Origin of the sequence: Psychrobacter sp. SCQQ22, from assembly GCF_015864605.1 — a bacterium.
GTDB classification, from domain to species: domain Bacteria; phylum Pseudomonadota; class Gammaproteobacteria; order Pseudomonadales; family Moraxellaceae; genus Psychrobacter; species Psychrobacter fozii.
This window is the reverse complement of record NZ_JADYWZ010000008.1, coordinates 43,679-65,192: the sequence shown is the minus strand read 5'-3', so window position 1 is coordinate 65,192 and position 21,514 is coordinate 43,679. Positions and strand designations below refer to the sequence as shown.

20 protein-coding genes and 1 tRNA gene are annotated in these 21,514 nt (G+C 40.3%); 11 read left to right on the top strand and 10 right to left on the bottom strand.

Annotated elements, in window-relative coordinates:
- Positions 1-288 precede the first annotated feature (288 nt).
- The 5 genes from I6E84_RS11140 (at position 289) to I6E84_RS14215 (ending at position 5,177) form a co-directional block, all read left to right on the top strand.
- A complete protein-coding gene (locus tag I6E84_RS11140; RefSeq protein WP_197218047.1) occupies positions 289-1,788 on the top strand; it encodes a SulP family inorganic anion transporter in 1,500 nt (499 codons plus the stop codon).
- Between the two features lie 171 nt (positions 1,789-1,959).
- Entirely contained in the window at positions 1,960-2,814 is an 855-nt protein-coding gene (locus tag I6E84_RS11135; RefSeq protein WP_197101967.1) for a universal stress protein, read from the top strand.
- A gap of 480 nt (positions 2,815-3,294) precedes the next feature.
- Positions 3,295-3,633, top strand: a complete 339-nt coding sequence (locus I6E84_RS11130) for a P-II family nitrogen regulator (protein ID WP_010197981.1) — start codon at positions 3,295-3,297, stop codon at positions 3,631-3,633.
- 79 nt (positions 3,634-3,712) lie between these two features.
- Complete coding sequence (locus I6E84_RS11125) at positions 3,713-4,975, top strand: ammonium transporter (protein WP_110923645.1); 1,263 nt, start codon at positions 3,713-3,715, stop codon at positions 4,973-4,975.
- A 70-nt stretch (positions 4,976-5,045) separates the two neighbouring features.
- Positions 5,046-5,177: a hypothetical protein gene (locus tag I6E84_RS14215; protein WP_265090867.1), complete on the top strand. Its 132-nt coding sequence runs from the start codon at positions 5,046-5,048 to the stop codon at positions 5,175-5,177.
- Positions 5,178-5,288: 111 nt separating this feature from the next.
- Here I6E84_RS14215 and I6E84_RS11120 read toward each other — a convergent pair whose 3' ends face one another.
- From I6E84_RS11120 to I6E84_RS11110, 3 genes are all read right to left on the bottom strand, one after another.
- Positions 5,289-5,672, bottom strand: a complete 384-nt coding sequence (locus tag I6E84_RS11120; protein WP_110923646.1) for a DUF2147 domain-containing protein — start codon at positions 5,670-5,672, stop codon at positions 5,289-5,291.
- Between the two features lie 259 nt (positions 5,673-5,931).
- Positions 5,932-6,195 (bottom strand): hypothetical protein, encoded by a 264-nt coding sequence (locus I6E84_RS11115; RefSeq protein WP_110923647.1) that lies wholly within the window; start codon positions 6,193-6,195, stop codon positions 5,932-5,934.
- A gap of 86 nt (positions 6,196-6,281) precedes the next feature.
- Complete coding sequence (locus I6E84_RS11110; RefSeq protein ID WP_227681475.1) at positions 6,282-7,103, bottom strand: DNA/RNA non-specific endonuclease; 822 nt, start codon at positions 7,101-7,103, stop codon at positions 6,282-6,284.
- Between the two features lie 204 nt (positions 7,104-7,307).
- On the opposite strand from I6E84_RS11110, the gene I6E84_RS11105 reads away from it, so the two are divergent.
- The 4 genes from I6E84_RS11105 to I6E84_RS11090 all read left to right on the top strand — a co-directional run bounded on the left by I6E84_RS11105 (position 7,308) and on the right by I6E84_RS11090 (position 12,308).
- Positions 7,308-7,398: transfer RNA gene (locus I6E84_RS11105), tRNA-Ser, on the top strand.
- A gap of 396 nt (positions 7,399-7,794) precedes the next feature.
- A complete protein-coding gene (locus tag I6E84_RS11100) occupies positions 7,795-8,958 on the top strand; it encodes a leucine-rich repeat domain-containing protein (RefSeq protein WP_197218045.1) in 1,164 nt (387 codons plus the stop codon).
- A gap of 131 nt (positions 8,959-9,089) precedes the next feature.
- Positions 9,090-9,803 (top strand): hypothetical protein, encoded by a 714-nt coding sequence (locus I6E84_RS11095; protein ID WP_197218044.1) that lies wholly within the window; start codon positions 9,090-9,092, stop codon positions 9,801-9,803.
- 1,116 nt (positions 9,804-10,919) lie between these two features.
- On the top strand, positions 10,920-12,308 hold the full coding sequence (locus I6E84_RS11090; RefSeq protein ID WP_197218042.1) for a GntP family permease: 1,389 nt from the start codon (positions 10,920-10,922) through the stop codon (positions 12,306-12,308).
- A 496-nt stretch (positions 12,309-12,804) separates the two neighbouring features.
- Here the strand turns inward: I6E84_RS11090 and I6E84_RS11085 are convergent, their stop codons facing one another.
- The 6 genes from I6E84_RS11085 to I6E84_RS11060 all read right to left on the bottom strand — a co-directional run bounded on the left by I6E84_RS11085 (position 12,805) and on the right by I6E84_RS11060 (position 18,183).
- A complete protein-coding gene (locus tag I6E84_RS11085; RefSeq protein WP_197218041.1) occupies positions 12,805-13,866 on the bottom strand; it encodes a hypothetical protein in 1,062 nt (353 codons plus the stop codon).
- Between the two features lie 81 nt (positions 13,867-13,947).
- On the bottom strand, positions 13,948-15,486 hold the full coding sequence (locus I6E84_RS11080; protein ID WP_197218039.1) for a YHYH protein: 1,539 nt from the start codon (positions 15,484-15,486) through the stop codon (positions 13,948-13,950).
- A 317-nt stretch (positions 15,487-15,803) separates the two neighbouring features.
- Positions 15,804-16,781: a hypothetical protein gene (locus I6E84_RS11075; RefSeq protein WP_197218037.1), complete on the bottom strand. Its 978-nt coding sequence runs from the start codon at positions 16,779-16,781 to the stop codon at positions 15,804-15,806.
- 100 nt (positions 16,782-16,881) lie between these two features.
- Positions 16,882-17,427 carry a hypothetical protein gene (locus tag I6E84_RS11070; RefSeq protein ID WP_197218035.1) on the bottom strand — a complete coding sequence of 182 codons (546 nt, stop codon included), beginning with the start codon at positions 17,425-17,427 and terminating at the stop codon, positions 16,882-16,884.
- Between the two features lie 127 nt (positions 17,428-17,554).
- Complete coding sequence (locus I6E84_RS11065; protein WP_110923671.1) at positions 17,555-17,860, bottom strand: hypothetical protein; 306 nt, start codon at positions 17,858-17,860, stop codon at positions 17,555-17,557.
- A gap of 26 nt (positions 17,861-17,886) precedes the next feature.
- The gene (locus I6E84_RS11060) at positions 17,887-18,183 is read right to left on the bottom strand and encodes a hypothetical protein (RefSeq protein WP_194363816.1); all 297 of its coding nucleotides are present in this window, start codon (positions 18,181-18,183) and stop codon (positions 17,887-17,889) included.
- A gap of 651 nt (positions 18,184-18,834) precedes the next feature.
- On the opposite strand from I6E84_RS11060, the gene I6E84_RS11055 reads away from it, so the two are divergent.
- Both I6E84_RS11055 and I6E84_RS11050 read left to right on the top strand, forming a co-directional pair.
- A complete protein-coding gene (locus I6E84_RS11055) occupies positions 18,835-19,377 on the top strand; it encodes a redoxin domain-containing protein (RefSeq protein ID WP_110923673.1) in 543 nt (180 codons plus the stop codon).
- A gap of 206 nt (positions 19,378-19,583) precedes the next feature.
- On the top strand, positions 19,584-20,378 hold the full coding sequence (locus tag I6E84_RS11050) for a YdcF family protein (RefSeq protein ID WP_197218033.1): 795 nt from the start codon (positions 19,584-19,586) through the stop codon (positions 20,376-20,378).
- A 60-nt stretch (positions 20,379-20,438) separates the two neighbouring features.
- Here I6E84_RS11050 and I6E84_RS11045 read toward each other — a convergent pair whose 3' ends face one another.
- Positions 20,439-21,359 carry a putative RNA methyltransferase gene (locus I6E84_RS11045; RefSeq protein ID WP_320158642.1) on the bottom strand — a complete coding sequence of 307 codons (921 nt, stop codon included), beginning with the start codon at positions 21,357-21,359 and terminating at the stop codon, positions 20,439-20,441.
- Positions 21,360-21,514 lie beyond the last annotated feature (155 nt).

Sequence of the window (21,514 nt, the reverse complement as noted above, 5' to 3'; positions counted from 1 at the left end):
ACTCTATTCATTATTTTAGGTGCTATTTTACGCAACCTATTTTAAACAATATTTTTTAGGTAATCTCACTGAATTTATCATCGTATTAGTGATTGGTGAGCGTATTAGTGATACCAATCATAAATCAGTAGACATACTTATTATCGACCTTTAATAATTCAATGCCACCACATGATGCAATGCGTGTCGTGGTAAAAGAAAGATGGATAGCTACGTTTGTAGCGACGCGATCATTTTATTAATGAGTAATGATTACTTTTTTTGCCTCTAACCCTACGCAGTTTACTTATGACATCTTTTATTGATAACTTACGTGACGAATGGTTTTCCAACGTTCGCGGTGACGTCTTATCAGGTTTGGTCGTCGCATTGGCACTGATTCCTGAAGCTATTGCTTTTTCTATTATCGCGGGTGTTGACCCAAAAGTCGGCTTATATGCCTCATTTTGTATCGCTGTCGTGATTAGTTTCGTTGGTGGCCGTCCGGGTATGATTTCGGCGGCCACAGGAGCCATGGCACTAGTGATGGTCGACTTAGTCGCCGATCATGGTTTGCAATACTTACTGGCTGCTACCTTATTATGTGGCGGTATTCAGGTTGTGATGGGCTTATTAAAGCTTGGCAATTTGATGCGCTTTGTCTCTCGCTCAGTGGTCATTGGCTTCGTCAATGCACTGGCTATATTGATATTTGCGGCTCAGATTCCCGAGCTTAATCCCATGACTGAACGTGTTGGCATGACGGTTTATATCATGACGGCAGCGGGCTTGGGGATTATTTACCTGTTTCCACTTATCCCTAAAATCGGGCGCATCATCCCCTCGCCACTTATTTGCATCGTTGGCTTGACGGCTGTCGCGATGTATATGAATCTCGATATTCGTAACGTCGGCAGCATGGGTGATTTGCCAGATTCATTGCCAATGTTTTTGTTGCCTGACATTCCATTGAATCTACAAACCCTACTGATTATTGCGCCTTACTCTATCGCTTTGGCCATTGTTGGTTTATTAGAATCTATGATGACTGCGACTATCGTTGATGAATTGACTGATACGCCAAGTGATAAAAATAAAGAATGCCGTGGTCAAGGTATTGCCAACGTCGTGTCAGGTTTCTTTGGTGGCATGGCAGGCTGTGCAATGATTGGTCAGTCGATGATTAACGTCAAATCTGGCGGACGCACGCGCCTGTCTACCTTGATGGCAGGTGTTGTCCTACTCATCATGGTTGTATTCTTAAGTGAATGGGTCAGCCAAATTCCAATGGCAGCGTTGGTCGCTGTGATGATTATGGTGTCTATTGGGACGTTTAATTGGCAGTCAATTCGTGAGTTTAAAACGCATCCAATGTCATTTAACATTGTCATGCTAGCGACTGTTTTGACGACGGTATTTACGCACAACTTAGCTTATGGTGTGGGCGTGGGCGTTCTATTATCTGCCCTAGCATTTGCCAATAAGATTGGTCAGTTCTTAACCATCTTTAGTGAGTATGATGATAGCAGCAACACCCGTTATTATTATGTGCAAGGACAAGTATTCTTTGCATCTACCACGCAATTCTTAGGTAGCTTTGATACAAAAGAAGCACTAGACAGCATTGAAATCGATGTAAGCCAAGCACACTTCTGGGATGTCAGTGCCGTAGATACCTTGGACAAGCTGGTCATGCGCTTGCAACGTGAAGGTATTGATGTCAAAGTGGTTGGACTCAACAATGCAAGTCGAACACTGATTGATCGCTTCTCTGTCCATGACCGCCGAGATATTGGCCTATTGGATTAAGCATAGTACGTCTGCATACTAAATGCTGGCGTTGCTTGATAGCGTCTAAATCAACAATTGAATAAATAGTTTAATACACAGCTGCAGTGGTTAAGAGAATTGGGTATCAGCATTATCATCCAATTCTTGAACCAAGCAGCTGTATTTTCATTAGAATGATGTGGTGGTCTTATGAGTAATTTAAAACCAGATAGCGTAATCGCCTGCTTAGACTGCCCTGATCATGTGCAAGCCGTATTAGAGGCAAGCATGTGGGCCTCGACTCGTCTACAAGCGCCTATCGGACTGTTGCACTCTGTACCGAGCTTACAACAAAAAGCGGCGGTGAATTATTCTGGCTGTTTAAACATTGATGATGAAAACATGCTGCTCGAACAATTCACAACCAAAGAGCATTTGAGTAACTGTGAGCTAAAGTCACAAGGCAAGTTATTGCTACATCAAGCCACAACTTATTGTGAGCAACAGCGTAAGAAGCTGAAGACGTATACATTGCATCGGCACGAAAACCTCAATGAGAGTATCGATTATGTCGACGATAAGGCGCAACTTATCATCATAGGCCATAATGTTACCTGCAAAGCAACATTGAGCCAGCTGGTTAGGGTCAGTCACTGCCCCATTTTGGTGACTCATGCACCATTTTTGCCCCCTACGACTGCGTTGTTTGCATTCGATAACAGTCCAACGTCGCATAAATTGCTCAATTGGCTCTGCAAAACATCGCTTGTGCGGGCATTAACTGTGCATATTGTCATGATCGGCAAAGAAAACTCAGAAAACTGTGATGCCCTACGTGAAGCTTATGCGCGTCTCAAACAAGCAGGTATTAAATCTAAAAAAGCATTGCTAGACTGCCGCGATGTCACTGCTGCTCTACATTATTATCAGAATGAAAATGACATCGGTCTACTGATGACAGGGGCCTTTGGTCAATCTCGCATCCGCACGTTGTTACAAGGTAGTGATACCAAAAAGCTCCTAGGCAGTACTAAAACACCTTATCTCTTATTCCCTAAAGCGTAGGCTCAAACTAGCCTGTAGCCCACTACATGGCTATTATTATCTTGTTAGATGCAGAGCATGAGTACTATTATCAAGCTCTGCCGCCCAGCTCTGCTATATATCAACACACTCTCTAATACTTCTCTCCATCTAGCGCTCAATGCCTTTCCACACATTAAATCAATTTAGCAAATCATCACATGAAATACATGGATAGCCTCCCCAAGCACCTAAAAAGTTGGTTATAATAAAGTTTTCGTTGATTCAACGCTAAAGGTTTATACAGGCCATTTATACCCATAATGACAGTGCTTACCGTGGTAGCATAGTCATTACTCTTTGCCCTGAACGTGAGTTTTTTGAGCACAAAGTTCCAATCTTACCTATCCCCCTTGAGTAAATTGGCACAGTTCTTGAATAACTTATGATAAGCAAGGCAGAGATAAGATGTACCACAATGCCTCTATCAATCTGCAGCATCACACAAATAAGGAATATTTTATGAAGCTAATCACTGCGATCTTAAAACCGTTTAAGCTCGATGATGTACGTGAAGCGCTTTCTGACATCGGTGTTAAAGGTGTCACCGTTACTGAAGTTAAAGGTTTCGGTCGCCAAAAAGGTCATACAGAACTTTATCGTGGCGCAGAATACGTGGTGGACTTTTTACCTAAAGTAAAAGTCGAAGTGGCTGTTATCGATGAGATGGTTGAACCTGCTATCGAAGCAATCACTCGCATTGCGAGCACTGGCAAGATTGGAGACGGCAAAATCTTCGTCACCGCTCTTGAACAAGTCATTCGTATCCGTACAGGCGAGACGGGTCCTGACGCTATCTAAAAGCATATGACCAACCTATAAACAAAAATTATAGATCACACCGATAAGCTGTATTGCATCAATTCAAGGGGGAATTAATATGCAAAATCAAATCTTCGAGCTCCAGTACGCACTTGATACGTTTTATTTTTTGATATGTGGGGCGCTAGTCATGTGGATGGCAGCGGGCTTCACTATGTTAGAAGCTGGCCTAGTTCGTTCAAAAAACACCGTTGAGATTTTAACCAAAAACATCGCACTTTTTGCGACCGCTTGTACTATGTACATGATTTGCGGTTACGCCATTATGTATGGCGGTGATTTGTTTTTGAGTGGTATCGCAGGTGGTGACACACTAGTAGAAGAGGCTTTGACAGCATCAGCTGAAAACGGCTTTGACGGTGACTCTGTCTACTCTGCTGCGTCTGACTTTTTCTTCCAAGTAGTATTTGTTGCAACCTGTATGTCTATCGTCTCAGGGGCCGTGGCTGAGCGCATGAAGCTTTGGTCATTCTTACTGTTTGCCGTGGTGATGACTGGTGTCATTTATCCACTAGAGGGAAGCTGGACGTGGGGCGGCAATGATGTATTTGGCATGTTCAACTTAGGTGATATGGGCTTCTCTGATTTTGCAGGTTCTGGTATCGTTCATATGGCGGGTGCTGCGGCTGCATTGGCAGGTGTACTACTGTTAGGTGCACGTAAAGGTAAGTATGGCCCTAATGGCGAAATACGTGCCATTCCAGGTGCCAATCTACCATTAGCAGCACTTGGTACGCTCATATTATGGATGGGTTGGTTCGGCTTTAACGGCGGTTCAGTACTAAAGCTTGGCGATATCGCCAGTGCCAACTCAGTTGCCATGGTCTTTTTGAATACCAATGCAGCAGCAGCAGGCGGTGCAATTGGTGCTTTAATAATAGCACGCATCATCTTTGGCAAAGCTGACTTAACAATGCTCTTAAATGGTGCGCTTGCAGGGCTAGTCGCTATCACGGCAGAACCCTCTACTCCATCTGCATTACAAGCCACACTATTTGGTTTAATCGCTGGCGTTATCGTTGTGCTATCTATCTTAGCATTAGATAAAATAAAAATAGATGATCCAGTCGGTGCTATTTCAGTTCATGGCGTAGTCGGTCTATTCGGTCTACTTATTGTACCAATTACCAATCCAGCGGCATCATTCGTCGGTCAGATTGCTGGTGCCGCTACCATCTTTGTTTGGGTATTTGTTGCTAGCTTAATCGCTTGGGCAATTATCAAGGCAGTTATTGGCCTACGTCTCTCTGAAGAAGATGAGTATGAAGGTGCAGATATAGCAGAATGTGGTATGGAAGCTTATCCAGAGTTCGTGAGATAAGTACTTTGAAACCATACTAAACTATAAGCACTAAAAATCCCGCGATACCTTTTGGTAAAGCGGGATTTTTTTGATCAAGATCAGTATCATTTGGACAATTATCAAAGCAGTTATTAGCCTACGTCTCTCTGAAGAAGATGAGTACGAAGGTGCAGATATAGCAGAATGTGGTATGGAAGCTTATCTAGAGCTCGTAAGATAAATGCTTTGAAACCATACTAAAATATAGGCACTAAAAATCCCGCAATACCTTTTGGTAAAGTGGGATTTTTTTGATCAAAATTAATATTGATAAAAGAACAACTATATTAGGTTATTTCTTTTTCCATGTTTGACTGCGTGAGAATGGGCCAATATAGCCTTTTAGGTTCAGGGTACTGCCATTTAAGCTAGCTGTCATACGATAATCTTTACCTTTCTCAGGATCCGTAATCGTACCACCACTATATTTACCACCACCATCAGCTTTTAGACCTTTAATGACTTTCATACCAACATGCTTTTTACCTGTTGCTGAGTTGGTAGCGATAAGTGTCCCTGTTAGCACACCATTTGACTCAGTAATTTTCACTGTGCCTTTTGGTTTACCTTCATCAAAGGTCTGCCAAGTTGTATTGGCGAGTGGATCAGCGGCAAACGCCATAGTGGCTAGACTGATACCTGCAACTGCTAAAGCGGTTTTTGTAAATAATTTCATAAATTGACTCCCTTCATACAATGATTACTCGAAACATTATGTTTCTGATATTCCATGCTTATCCGTTGCTAGAATACTTTATTACAAGCTTGACGATCTCATACTAATTGAAAGCCGATTACTACCATTGCTTATCAGCCTCTTCAAAGCTTTGAGTGATATAAGCAATGTCTTAATTCATTATAAGCAATTTTTGGACTTTGCCTAGTAGTTTTTTTACACTTTATTATTTCTGTAAAAACGAAACTATATCAAAGAGTTATAGAAATGGATTATCTATATCTTTGCCCAATTGGTCATCATTTTCTTTTGACTTACTGTCATTCTTGCTATAAGTATCATTAACTTCGAAAGCTTGTATGATTTTAGCGGTCAGTGCATGTAGCTGCTGGGCTTGCTCATATCCAGACGCGTCTAAAGTCAGATCAAGATCACCATAAATGATAATTTTGTCTTCTTGATTTTCAATTACAAGTTCACCTATCTGCATACTTTGATGATTATTAGCAAAGGGTTCAATCATTTGGTCATCCATCCTATTAATAGCATCTTACATTATTTCTTAGTATCACTCGCTTTCGGTCATTGTCTACATTCACATATAAACCTCTATGCTTGCAACTGACCCAACAGCCACTCAATAATCGCCCAAACAAATAGCATCCAAGTAGGCTCTTCTGTTGGCTCATCAGCAGGTAAATCAGAACTTTCACCCGCTTTCAGTGGCAAATCGAATGCTTGTTTTTTGGTCTGAGAGTCCAGCATGGGTAAGACATCGATACCGATTTCGGTAGCCAACTCATCAATACTGATAATTTCTATACGCTCCGACTCATCGTTTGGTGCGTAGTAAACCCCTGCTTGATTAGTCGCTGGGATATAAACAGCTTTGAAGAAATGACTGGGTACAAGCACACGATCAGCGAGCTGCTTGGTTTTTTTATTCGTAAATGAAACCCCTGTAATCGTATAGACTTCGCCATACTGCTGCGTCAGATATCGAGTCGCTGATTCAATATTACGCCAAATATAACGATTATTACGAGGTGACTGTGGGGCAATATTGGCCAAACTAAAGCTATCATATTGTTGGCTGCGATTGGCCATATCAGCATTGGGTGCTAAATGTCCACGATCATAGCCAGACTTTGAGTAGTCAGATAATGAAGCGCGTGCGGATTCTGGCAATTTGCTTTCTTCATGAAAACTGTCTTCACGATCAATCTCTTTGGCTTGCTGTAAGCGCTTGCGATCTAGATGCTCTGCCGACCACAGTGGTGTGCGTGATACACCTGAATACATAACGGCAAAGCCGTCCATGCATAACTCTTGTGTCTTATTGCTTAGTTTGTCATTGGTAAATTCGGGGTAAACACCACCATAAAAAGACTCACTACACTGAGTAAAATCATCAGCATTTGCTGAAGTCATGCTTATGGCAACCGTCGCAATGGTCATTATTATGCTATTTTTGAGAGTATATTTGAGCCTACCAACACTTATCATTTAACTTTCAACCATCTATGCTTGTTATTACGGATACGCTATCCTAGCAGGCGTCTACAAATAAAGAAAGATAAGGTGTAATTGGTGACATTTTAAATGGTATCCGCTATACTGAGCCAGTCAAAAAACGGTGAAGTGGGTGAGTGGCTGAAACCGCACGCCTGGAAAGTGTGTATGCGTTAATAGCGTATCGAGGGTTCGAATCCCTCCTTCACCGCCAATCTTATTCTGCTTAATCAAAGCATCAGTTTCCACATCTTGTTCTACCCTTTCCTAAATACTCATCAAATTCTTTACTAGTAAGACTTTCAGTCTCTACTTATTATCTTCTGCTGTCCGAAATACTCCCGTTCAACTTACTTTATTTCTTCACTCTTTTTGCTTATTTCGAAGTAATACAAGCCATAAATAGATATTTACTGTCAAACCCATATAAAAACTGCTGATACTTTAGCTAAACCGCTTTGGGCATTATTCCTAAACCCCAGTAGAACGCTTATTGAATGAATAAATGCGTATTTTGTTGATTCCTATCAATTAGCTTGCCACTAACGATAAATGATATGATTTAATCAAAATAAAGCCTTAACGTGCTCTAGCAATATTGGGAAAGACGATGTCTCAAAATGGTAATGATACCGATCAAATAATAGTCAACCTTCAAGCGCTCACAGCATTTGGTAAAAACTATGATGAGCTTAACCTAATCATAACTGAGCATAAAGCTAGTCAATTAGCACTCGATGATACTTGGATACAGAAAATTTGGCGTTGGGCAGACAGTTTTGACATTAATGATGAGGCTATACCGCGTGATAAAAAAGCTCTACTAGCATTAAAAAGTATTGTTCTAGAAGCTAAAAACTTTTCTGAACTACCAGAGAATCTCGGGCAGCTTAGTTATATAGATACGCTTGAACTAAATTATAACCAGCTTAACGTGTTACCTGAAAGCATTGTACAACTACAAAATTTACTTCAACTTGGCCTTAATGGTAATAATCTTAAAGCACTACCTGAAAGTATCGGACAGCTTAGTAACTTAACTCAACTTGGTCTCACTGGCAACAATCTCAAAGAACTGCCTGAAAGTATTGGACAGCTTAGTAACTTAGCTCAACTGACGCTTGGTAGTAATACCCTTAATGAATTACCTGAGAGCATCGGACAGCTTAATAATTTGACTTATCTTTCACTTTTTGACAACAATCTCAGTTCTTTACCCACCAGCATTGGACAGCTTAATAACTTAATTTATTTATTGCTTACTAATAACCATTTGAGCGCATTGCCTAAGAGTATTGGTCAGCTTAGCAACTTAGAAACACTAACGCTTAGTGGCAATGAACTCAGTGCATTACCCGAAAGCCTTGGTGAGCTTAACAAGCTAACTCAACTGACTCTCAGTGATAACAATCTTAATGAATTACCTATTAGCATTGGACAGCTTGATCGTTTAGAGATACTGAATCTTTATAACAATAACCTCAGTGAACTACCTGAAAGTATCGGACAGCTTGGTAACTTGACTAAACTGATGCTTAGTGGCAATAAGCTCAGCGAATTACCCATCAGCATCGGACAACTTAGGCGTTTGGAGATACTTGATCTTTCCGATAATGGTTTGAATGTACTGCCTGAGAGTATCGGACATTTGAGCCAGTTAAAAGCTCTATACCTTAAAGGCAATAGAATTAAACAGCTTCCGGAAAGTATTAAGCATAATAGCGACTTGTGTATTTATGACGATAGCGGCTTATTAAGTAAGGATCTCTACTAAATAAATCGCCTTTTCTAAACCGATTAAAGGTACAAACCAAAGTCACATTTAAAGATTGATACCTGTGGTCAAATCCGTATAAACCGCCCATACTTATCACACTTATTTAAATAAAATAAAGGAATTAAACCATGAAAGCACTAGGATTGTGTATTGCAGCAGGGCTGGGATTAAGCGCTTGTGCTAGTGGCATAAGTGGTGGGACAACAGTTAATAATCAAAATAACGACATTGATAAAGTTGTCACGCAATACCCCGTTGAGACTGCTATGTTCAACATCTATACCAAACAACGGAGTGAAAAACTGGTTGCTATTGTAGGCAATCAAAGTGCCTCAGCGGACATTCAAATCACGCCTAAAGGCAGTATTCAATTTAATAATAAATCGGTGCAAGGTGCCGAAGTAAATACCATTAATAAAGTAAATAATCGAATCACTGATCAGTCAGTCGCTATCAATTACTTTACCCTGAATCCACTAGTGTTTCATGGCTTTACAGATAGCACGGGTAAATACTCGCTATCGAACCAGACAACCATCATTCCTAAGATGGCTACAGTCGGCGACTCAAGTAAGTTGATGACTGAAACCGTCTATGCTGACAGCAGTATGCATAAAAAAATAGGGTCGTACGAACAAAACTGGTCTCTTACACGAGACACTAATAATACGGCATGGCTCTGTATAGAAAACTCAAAAAACTTATTACTGAGCTCTGATCCTATAGGCACTTCATCAGAATGCTATAAGATCAATGCCAAAGGCGATATCTTGGCAAGCAAGGTCACACTAAGTCAGCCATCTGCTAATGGTACTAATACAGTGGTATTTACCAGTCAGTAGTTTATATATATCGTTGAATGTAGAATACGCATTGGATACTCATACAAATAGCGAGTTTTTTTCTAACGTATGACCTATCTTTAGGTTATAGAGCAAACCAATATTAAAGCTATTTGCTGCTATCTATCAATAGTAGCAAATAGCTTCATCAATTTTAAAATCGCATGGTCGTCTTAGATCATTTTCAGCTATCGCTTGAGACACTTTACTTCTTTAAGAGCGGTAACAGTCTTAGGAAGATACCGTTCTATGCCAATTATCGACAAGCTTTCCATCATTTTATTTGTCTACCAGTTAGATAACTTTTACATCGCTATTCCTATCTGCGAGCCGTTGCGCTCAAATTGGCATTGTTGACTACTATATTTTTGACGGCTTCTACTTTGAACTATAACTGTACTTCTCATTAGTCATGACACCCTCATCATCACATTATTATTTAACAAAGTTTACCTCTACGATTTTTTCAGCATGACGTCATCTTACTTTTTAGAGTAAACCGCTAGGACCTTCTAATGACTATTAAGATTTAATAGTTGATATTTATTTACATGTCTGTTAGATTTTAACATGATACATAATGTATCGTTTTATTTATTTTCGTATATAGGTAGCAGATAATGACTTGATGCTCTCACATAACCTCATCTATAAAAATTGCGTTAGTCATATTTGGTTCATGCTAAGGATAGCTATTATGAACAATCATTCCCTAAGTTCGCTCTTACAAGCTAAAAATATTCAAGTATCGATCAATCAAATAGCATTAGCTTTCGCTACAAGGCCATAGCTATAAGTATTTGTTGCTCTGAATACTCTTGGATAGAGAGAATAAGTCAGATTGCATTCAACATCTTAAATATATTGAGCATTAATCGCAATATTCTATCTGCAAAATGCTTAGATATCAGTACCTCTCCCTTGACACTATGACATAAGGTAATTTTATTCATTTGTCATTCATGACGATATTTCACCATCTAAATAGCAACTACTGAGAAGACTCTAGAAAGTATTATTTAATAAAAACTAGACTAAATTCTGTTTATAAGAAGAATCACCTGATTCACAAATTATAATTTAAAGCGTATTTTTCCATGGAAGGAAATTGAAACTATGAGCATTTTTGCTATTTTTTTGTCTTTGTCATTTTTGATATATTTTGCCTATAGAGGGGTTAGCGTATTAGTTTTGGCTCCCTTACTCGCTATTTTAGCTGTTGTTTTAAGTGGCGATAGCAGTCAAACAATGGGGATTTATACTGAAGTATTTATGCAGGGTCTTGGAGGCTTTGCTGTCAAATATTTCCCGCTATTTATCTTAGGTGCGATTTTTGGCAAGTTGATGGAAGATTCTGGTTACGCCTATAGTATCGCACGTAACATCGTGGATAAACTGGGAGACAAACATGCTTTGTTAGCCGTCGTCTTAGCATGCTCAATCTTAACTTATGGAGGTGTATCAGCCTTTGTCGTTACTTTCGCAATATATCCCATTGCTGCCGCCCTATTTAAGCAGACAAACATACCTAAAAGACTGATACCTGGAGCCATCTGCATCGGTGCCCTAACTTTGACCATGACGGCATTGCCAGGTTCACCTGCTATTCATAATGTTATACCGATGCCTTATTTTGAGACCGATGCATTTGCAGCTCCTGGTTTAGGCATTATTGCCTCGATAGTCATGCTAGGCGGAGGTATGTTGTGGATGAATCGCCAAACGCGCATTGCAAGTGCAAATAATGAAGGTTATGGAAATCATACGTTAAATGAAAAAGAGCCTCACTCAGGTATCGACATACCCAATTTTTGGCTCGCATTATCGCCTATTCTCATTGTGATAATAGGCAACTATGCTTTTTCAAAAATCATAATACCGTTATGGAACAACAGTTACTTAGCTGACGAAAAGTTTGGTGGCGTAGCCTTGAGCTCAGTTATTGGTATATGGGCCATTATTTTATCGTTGTTTTTAGCTTGTATATTTGTGATTGCTTCGAGTTTCAAAAGAATAGATAGTGTGGCAGAAAGTTTAAATAAAGGTGCTACTGGTTCTTTACTGCCTATTTTTAACACAGCTTCAGAGGTGGGTTATGGTTCCGTGATTGCAACTCTTGCAGGTTTCGCGATTATCAAACAGTCTCTCATGGGAATTTCACCTGAAAACCCTCTCATATCAGAAGCAATCATGATTAACGTTTTAGCAGGTATTACAGGATCAGCTTCAGGTGGTTTGGGTATAGCGTTGGAAATTATGGGTGCAAGCTATATGCAATTGGCAGAACAATATAATATTGACCCCGAACTGATGCATCGTATTGCTTCTTTGGCTTCCGGCGGTTTGGACTCATTACCACATAACGGGGCAATAATAACAATGCTAACCATTTGTGGTTTGACTCATAGAGAGTCCTATAAAGACATATTTGCTACTGCTGTGGTCATTCCTTTAATTGCTCTCACTCTAGTCATCATACTCGGTACCGTATTTGGGTCTTTTTAAAGAGAAAAGCTAATGTCTATACGATAGAAAGGAGCACTGCCACTTATTGGAGTTATTATAGATAACTCTAGAAATTTGTCATATGCTCTTAGCTACGTTTACTCTTTCAAATACAGTTCCACCATAGAGGCAGGCTTGGTATGTGTTTTTCTAGCTGAGCCATGACTCGTGTCAATAGGTAAGTAATGGCAAGCACTTCATCAGAATGCTAAAGGCGATATCTTAGCAAGCAAGGTGACATTAAGTCAGCCATCTATTAACGGTACGAAGACGGTGACGTTTGTTAGTCAGTAATTTATGTGCATATCGTTGAATGTAGAATACGCATTGGATACTCCTACAAATAGCGAGTTTTTTTCTAACGTATGACCTGTCGTCAGGTTATAGAGCAAGCCAACGATATAGCTGACTTGCTCCATTTTTCTAAAATAATTCCTGCCAACCTAAATATGTGTGTTGTCAGCTCGTTTGGAACAACACCAATACTTTCCAGATTTTATAATCCATTTACTGTGTAGCGTACGATAACTTCATTATCGAGTACTACATTGGTTGACCAAATGAATTCAGCATCTGCTTTTTCATTATCAAAAATATCTGTGAAATTGGTATAAGCTGATTTGTTGTCTACCCCAATGGTTTGGTTACTATAGGTGGTGGCATTCGGCCAACTAGAGTCATCAAAGTCTGCTTGTTGCCAGTTGGTAGGCAATTCCCAATGCAGGCCATAATCTGCCGAACTATCTTGCACATTGCCGGTGGTAACACAATTACTAGATAGGCGCTCGCTACCTGACTCACTAACACAGGACAAGTCTCTAATCGGCGCGGTATAAAAGGTTTGTGCTTTCCAGTTTTCATCGGTCTTGGCGATGATGTTGTTATCTTTATCTTTGATCACAGCGACGAGACCACCGTCTCCTGCATGAAACTCTGAGCCGTTATTACTCTCTGAACCAATACCTAAGTTTTCTTCCCAATCTACCAGATGCATAGCAACGGTAAACGGTGCTTTTGCCTTAAAACGTACAATGTTTGAATTGAACTGAGTAAATGGTACATTGTCACGTCCGACGGCTACGCCATTTACATACATCTCAAAATAATTATCTGCAAAGACGTAAGCGGTATACACTTCGCCATCTGCGTCTATTTCAATGATGTCTGAGCCATCAAGTTGAGATAAAGCTTCACTGGCGGTGCGATAGTCGTTGCCCGTACAAGGGTTGTTTAAGTCGGATGCCACTGGGAAACCTGTATTGAGCAAATTGGTCGCTGCTGGTACTGTCCATGTTTTACCGTCAGTTGACTGGATACTACCGATGTTGGTTTGACGACCGCGGTCACATTCATAGGCGTTTGTCACGTCAGTCTGAGCAACACCTTGGGTGATGCTAGCGGTGCCAGTATAGCTGCTGGCATCTGCACTACTTATTGATGCCGTCGTTTGCTCATTGGCATCGGTAGCCGCTGAGTCTATTTGAGTTTGGCTACACGCCGCTAGCAATACAGCAGATGTTGTCGTGGTTAGCAAAGCAGGTATTAAAATAGGTTTCATTAGGATTCCTTAGCATTATATAAGATGGTCTAAAACTCAGCTTATTTGTCTCTATAACTGATTATTATCATTAGATGCACATTATTTTTTCTGTGTATCATCAGTGCGTTTATAAGTTTGTACAGTCGTACCCTCTGGATCAATAAACTCAAAAGTATAAGTATCTTTAGTCGCTTCAGTAGCACCCCAACCATAGTTAAGTTTATGCTCTTGACCGTCATGGGTATAGGTTAGACTATATTGAGTCGGGCTTATAATTTTGTAATCTGTGATCTCGGCTCCGCGCAAAGGCGTTAGCGCTGGACGAACGCCGTGCGTATGCGCTTGCGGTGCAATCTCATTTTCTGGCGCTGTCGTATCTGGGTTCACAGTGACCTTACCGCGCAAGCCTGCAATTAAATACGGAAACTCTGAGGTAGCATGGTATTCATAGCTACCGTCTTCATTGAATTTGCCTAGATATTCATCCAGCTCATCATCCGTTTCACCATAGACAGGAAAGCCGTCTAGTGCATAAGCAATGGGCTTACCTTCACCAACTTGTGACTGTAGATGAGTTGGTGCAAGATGATAATGGTAGTCATCAGCGCGTCCAGAATGCCCGCCCCAATTGTCTAATTCTCCGAATGCTTTGGCGTCCTCACCACGATTGTTTAATGGGTTGAATATAGGAATGCCATTGGCTGCAATCGCGATGGCCCCTTTCATAAAATTGTCTTTGGCCATCAAAGGCTCATCGGCAAGCTCAGGCTGTAAGGGAATGACCCAACTGTTCTCATTGGTATAATCCTGGTCGATAGGTACTTGCTGTTGCCAACTGGTGATACCTGTCATCATTTCATGGCTTGGGACACCATTTGATTCGACATACAGATATTTATCATCATGATGGGTACTGACGTTATCAAATGAGCCAAATACTGAGGTCATAAAGTCAATGTCATTGGCAGGTACTGGCAAATGAGCAATCGCCTCTTTCGTCTTTGCACCGATATTTTGGGCCGTCTCAGTACTGCTACAAGCCACAAGCAACGCAGCTGAACCCAATACACCAAAAACTGAATAGGCCATTTTTGAGGTTCGGTTTTTTTTGTGGCGTATATTCAAAACATAGAAGAAAACCAAACCACTCGCTAAGATCAAGCCGCCCAAGAGGTAGAAGAATAAAACAGAGCGCGTGTCACTGTTATCCGTTATAACAGAACTTTCCGCATCAATTTTGTTTAGCGCAGTCCCATTATCATTGGCGATAACAGTAGTATCGCTTGGATTTTGGATAGCCGTTAACTGATTACTACTTACTAGATTTTCAATCACTGCTAGCTGATTGATCGCTTGAATATGGGCGTTTTTTTCCAGAATATAGGTTTGATCATTGGCTGAAAAGTCTGACAAGTTAAAAGAGAGTAGCTGATGGTGACTGTCGGTTAGATAAACCATGTCGTCTTCTAATTTAATAAAATCAGCAGCGACACTAGGCTGGCCGATGATCTGCCATTCTTTGGCAGGCAGAGTATGTGCACTAGGATCATGGGCGTAGGCAGAGGTCAGTGATGAAACTTGTATGGCAGTGACAATAGCCAGCAAGCTGAAAGCTCGAGCCGTTTTTATAAAGGTCATAACACGCTCTCGTTTGGATTGATATTTGAAAATTAGTCATAGTCAGACTGATATGCGTATACGCACCTGTCTAACCATCGTGGCTACTCGTCGTTACTCACACAAAAAATTATAGTGACAAAATGATGAATTCATTATATTGAGAATATAATATCAATTTTTACTTTAGATACACTTTAAAAAATGTTAAGTCCTATTGCGTTTTTTACTATGGAAATCCCATAGACTATATCTTCGCCTGATCTACTATCATTAATCGCCATACAACGTATGACGATAACTAGCAGTGTTCTTATATAAGAAAGCATCGTGCAAAATCAAAAGCGCATCCCACTGTCTTCTAAACACTGCAGCGGGTTTTTATCAGACGCACAAGGTTGGATTTTTTTGAGTTCATCAAGCGATAGATATTCAAAATAATTGGTCAGTGCAACACGGGCGTCAGGGTCGTTTATAAAATAGCCGTCATCATATATTTTATCTTTCCAACTTGGATTTACTCGATACAAATAAGACTTATAGTCTATATTAGCTAATGCCTCGTCAGGGAGCTGATCAAAAGGGCCATCGTAATAGTTATTTTTGTAAACATTATTGGCATTAACGCCTACTAATATGGCAAATTTTTCCATAGGCAGGTAGACAAACTGAGTCCTAGCACCCACTTTAAGTACGTCGCTAAAAGGATAGTAAAATTCATCATCTCTGGATAAAGGATTAATATAATAGAAGTTATTGGTAGTAGGATGAAATGCCAAATAGAGTGTGACTCCCGAATCATCCATCATGGGTAGGTTGACTTCAAAACCTTGACTCTCAAGCGTCTTTACAAAATCAGCATCCGGCTCTATCTGATTAATCTCAAGATTTTTTTTGATATTTTTGAAAGTTAATTGATATAAGTTAGGTTGATGCTTTTTCAGGCTAAATATGTCTGATGACTTATATAGTTTATGATGCGTTTTAAATTCACCCCGTTCTTTTCCGGCTATGTCATAAAAATATATAAAGGATAAGCTGCCCTGCTGTCTTAACTTATGACCTACCAACATATTGCCTTTTATTAAGTTGCCTTGATGGTAAAAGTTAAAGTAATAATAGCCCTCTGAAGGGTAAATAGTGAGGGTATCGTCAGTCTGTGATAGCACATATTCAAAAACGTCATCTACATTATCAATATCAAGCTCAGTATCCTGATACAGCTCATTGATCATTTTCTCGTTAGTATTTAGGGCATTGGCTTGAGCAGAGTACAAAAAAAGCAGACTCACCAGTAGGTAACAAAAAGTTTTCATGAATACTCTCCAAAATGTGGCTTAGTACATAAAAAATGACAGCTAAACGTTTAACTGTCACCTTGTTCTACTCGTAGATAGCATATGTAGCATTGCTCAATTATTTTGTTAGCTTCATAGACTCAAGCTCAACGTTTTCATCGTTGATCCCTACTTTAGTAGTGATACAGTTATGGGTTTTACGGGTTTTACCAAATAGATGACCTGCACTTTTCGCCAGTTCTTCTTCACCGCTCGTAAATTCGCGTGCTTTAAAAATCTTAAAAGATTTTTTGGGCCAATGCGAGTCAGACTTGCCCCAACGATGACCTCCTCGCTTAGTTTCAGTCATCTCACCTTCAACGAATGCGCCACAAACCTCGCCGTAGCTTTTGTTCGTCATGTTATTTTTTTCAGCAAACTCGGTTAGGGCTACTTGCGATGCATCCTCTTCCAACGGCACGTTCACCTTTGAGGACACCATGTTTGCCTTGCCCTTTTTCTTCTCTTTCCCAGTGGTGCTCCAATTATGAGTCCACGCCGCAATCGCACTGTTTTCCGTTACAGTCATACCACTTTTGGCACCTGCCATATCATCGGCAGCATGGCTGAGCCCTATTAGAGACATACTAAGTGTCAGTATCGTTATTTGCTTATAAATATTCATAATATACATCCTTGTGTAAAAGTATTTAATATCAACAAACCACTATGAATAGCTGAAACTACTGTAAAAAACTACGCTAGGTTTACCATCAAATGATCCACATGATGGATTTTCTCTCTGAGCCTCTTCAGGGTCTTGATTGATTCTTAAAGTCTTCGATAGCTTCAAGAGCTTTGTCTTTTCTTCTTTGCCAAGGCCATCTGAAACCTTGTTCTTTATCCATTTCAACATCATTTGAATTATTAATGGCACTGGATTTATTATCTGTCGGTACTTTTTCTTTTTTCTGCATGGTTGGTTGCACTGTTTCATTGACACTCATCATTGAGGTTTCAGAGATGCGTAAGTGTTGGGTGTCAACGTCTTCAGCATGAGAGATGATAGCTAACGGAAAAATAAAAATGCTAGTTAAAATGGCTTTCCATAATTTCATCGTGGTAGTCCTTTATAGTTAATGAACTAACAGCACTTTGGACGCTCAGGTGTCGCTACTTCTTTGTTCTTCTTCTGCCAAGGCCAGCGCCACGTTCTTTCTTTGTCCACTTCTACATCGCTGCCGTCTTGAATGGCGTTCGATTTTTCGCCCATATGATCATTATCATTGTGCATTTTCATGGTTGCTGGTGCCGCGTCATTGACACTCATCATTGAGGTTTCAGAGATACGTAAGTTTTGAGTATTAACGTCTTCAGCATAAGCGATGGTGGCTAACGGTAAAATACAGATGCTGGCGAGTACAGCTTTTGCTAATTTCATAGTTATCGTCCTTTATGGTTGCTTAACTCCGATACGTAAGATTAGAAATCCATACAGCCAATTAATTTAATTAGATAAACTAACCAAATTAATTAGTATAACTAGGTATAGCAGAAATATTCATCATTTTCCATGAATATATTTTGTGATAAATATGAACATCTTACTTAAAAGGGCATGCCAAAATACGAGCTCAGCTATCCCATTAATCACCACTCGCTTTTTATCAATGAATAACCAGTGTGGAATGAACTGATAGCACAGCGTGGTGAGTAGGCTTAGGATAAGAAGTGGTTATATCTATCCAATGGATACATAGTGTTTATTTGGTTGTATTGTTTGCAGACGAAAACCTATATAAGAGACTCGAAAAAGGCAATGAGATACAAGGTTAAATGTATGACAGCTACGAGGATACGTTTGGTGATAGCTCCTATTAGAAATATCTATAATCAATAGTTAAAGGAACTGAAGATACGTTTTAGATTCATAAAATAAAAAATTTACCGACAGTCATAAAACCTTGCACTCGCTAACAAAAAGCCAACTTCATTGTTGAGCGTTTATTTGTAGTATCGGTACTGAGCATATTGAACGATCAATCAAATTCAACATAAATAACTTTTTAATAAAACGATAAGGATAAAAATAATGTCAACAGACTACACTCAAAAACTTCATGCCGGCGTAAAATTCCCAGAGATAGACGTAACCATGCTAAATGGCGAAGTAAAATCATTAGGTACGCCCGAAAACGGTCATGACTGGAAAATGGTCGTTGTTTATCGCGGTAAACATTGCCCAAAATGTACTCAATACCTCACTCAGCTTGAATCTATAAAAGAGTCGTTTGCTAAGGTAGGCGTTGATATCATCGCCATCTCAGGTGATAGCAAAGAGCAATTAAACGCCCACCTAGAAGAGCTAGATATTAACTTCCCTATCGCTTATGGTCTAACTGTTGAGCAGATGAACACGCTAGGTCTATACATCTCTGACCCACGCTCAGAGAAAGAAACTGATCATCCATTCGCTGAACCTGGTCTGTTTGTTATCAATGCAGAAGGTAATATCCAAATTCTCGACATCTCAAATGCACCATTTGCCCGTCCAGATCTAGAAGTGCTGGCTGGCGGTTTGGCTTTTATTAGAAATCCAGAAAACAACTATCCTGTCCGTGGTATGCATCGTTAGAGATTGTTTAAATAGCAGTTTTATATATCTTTCAAAAAAAGAGCTCCCAATTAGGGAGCTCTTTTTTATTTGATGATTGATGACCCGCCTTAAAAATCCATATCCTATCCATCTATCATAATGTACGACTGTGATAATCTTAGACTCGTCACCTTTAAAACCATTTTCCAATATGTCGGTCATCTACATACAAGCGTATTATTTCTATGTCAAAAGCATTACTTACTAGCACTCGTGTCATCTTATTCACTATCGGTATCGTAATCATCGTTGACTGTGTTACTTTGATGGCTCTCGGTAAAATTAATTTTGGCTCGGTAGTACCGTTGCTATTAGGGATTGTCTTTGTCGCTCATGGGCTATTTTGGCAAGCCATTCGCAAATTTTTCAGCCGAAACCCTTGGTTAAATCGTTTATGGTATGGACTCTGGGCTGTGTTTACAATTTGGCTCATCAGCTTTGGTCTTTTTATCTGGTCATTACAGCAGCAGATTACGCTTAGCAAAGGGCCTGCACCGACTGTGGCAGCGATTATTGTATTGGGTTCAGGAACGGTCGCAGGCAAACCAACACCGACCCTCGCCAAGCGTCTAGATAGCGCTGTACCACTAATCAAATCACAACCTAATGCATTGGTCATAACCAGTGGCGGCGTGGGCTTTCAACGTACACGTAGCGAGGCCGATATCATGGCCACGTACCTACACGAATCACATGGCATTGCTTTCGAGCGTATTTTACAAGAAGGTAAAAGTACCAGTACCGAAGAGAATTTAGCCAATAGCCGAGACATCTTAGAAGCAAACGGGCTGTCTATCGCTGAGCCCATTGCTATTGTGACCAGTGACTTTCATACCATTCGCGCAGCCAGTATCGCCAAGCATCAAGGCTATCAGCAGCCTATTACTGTCGCCAGTCCGACCCCTTTATCCATCCGCTATAATGCGTGGTTCCGTGAGTATTTTGCCTTTGTGAGTGGTTGGCTATTAGGAGAGTATTAATGCTAGCTATATTCTCGTCATCAACACAGTACATCTATATAAACACACCGTTATGAGAAACTACTTATCAGTCGTTTTTTGCAAAACATAGACCACAAACTTTGCCTCGGTATGAAATGGCTTTGTTTCAACGGCTGTTAGTAACGCCTGTTTTTTCTCGTTACGTGCACGATACGCATAGGGAGTCATGGTCATCAAATCAGCCAAATCACCTGCTGATAACGTTAGCTCTGTACTGATACGATGAGTATCTAATAGCGTGAAATACGGTGACAACTCTGTTAAAAATTTATCAGAATCATGCTCGCGAACATCATCAAATAAGGCATCACGCATCGTTGCCAAGTGACCTGCATCCGGCTTGGCAATGATTAGATAGCCTTTATCAGCCAATACTTCAGCAAAAGCCTCTGGCAGAATGGGACTAAAAATACTACTGATACCCGTCATACTATGAGCGCGTAATGGTAGGTGTGCGGCGCTAGTGACTAACGGATAAATCGCTGTTGTCTGAGTAGATGTCTCTTTATTCTGCTGATACCACAACCGACCTGCCATTTTGCTGACTTTAGCCAATTCAACCAATGCAGGTTTACTGATATCAGCAGCGATTAGAGTATCGATAACTTCCGTGCCTAGTTGCGCCATTGACTGTGTGTAGTAGCCTTCTCCGCAGCCAATATCCAACCAATTTACCTGTTCATTTGATGACAATAACGCCACCATTTTTTGGCAAATTAAGTCATTTAATGGCTGATAATGCCCAGCATGCAAAAACCGCTTGCGAGCCTCAATAGATTGCTGACTGTCGCCTGGGGCTTTAGATTTTTTTTGCTGTACTGGTAGCAGATTGACATAACCCTGACGCGCCACATCAAATGGATGTGCTGTTTGCTTAGGGTGTAAGCTACCATCACAGCGCCATGTATCCGCAGCAGGCTGTAGTGGAGATTGACAAAGGGGGCAGATAAATAAGGACACAGGTTTCTCAAAGTCATACAAATATGATTGACATTTTAGCAAAATTTGCACTCGTTCATGCAGAAAAGAAGCGGTTAAAAACGTGATGGCTGGAAAACAAAAAGCCACTTCAAATGGATTTGAAGTGGCTTTTTAGTCAACAGTATTGAGATTGG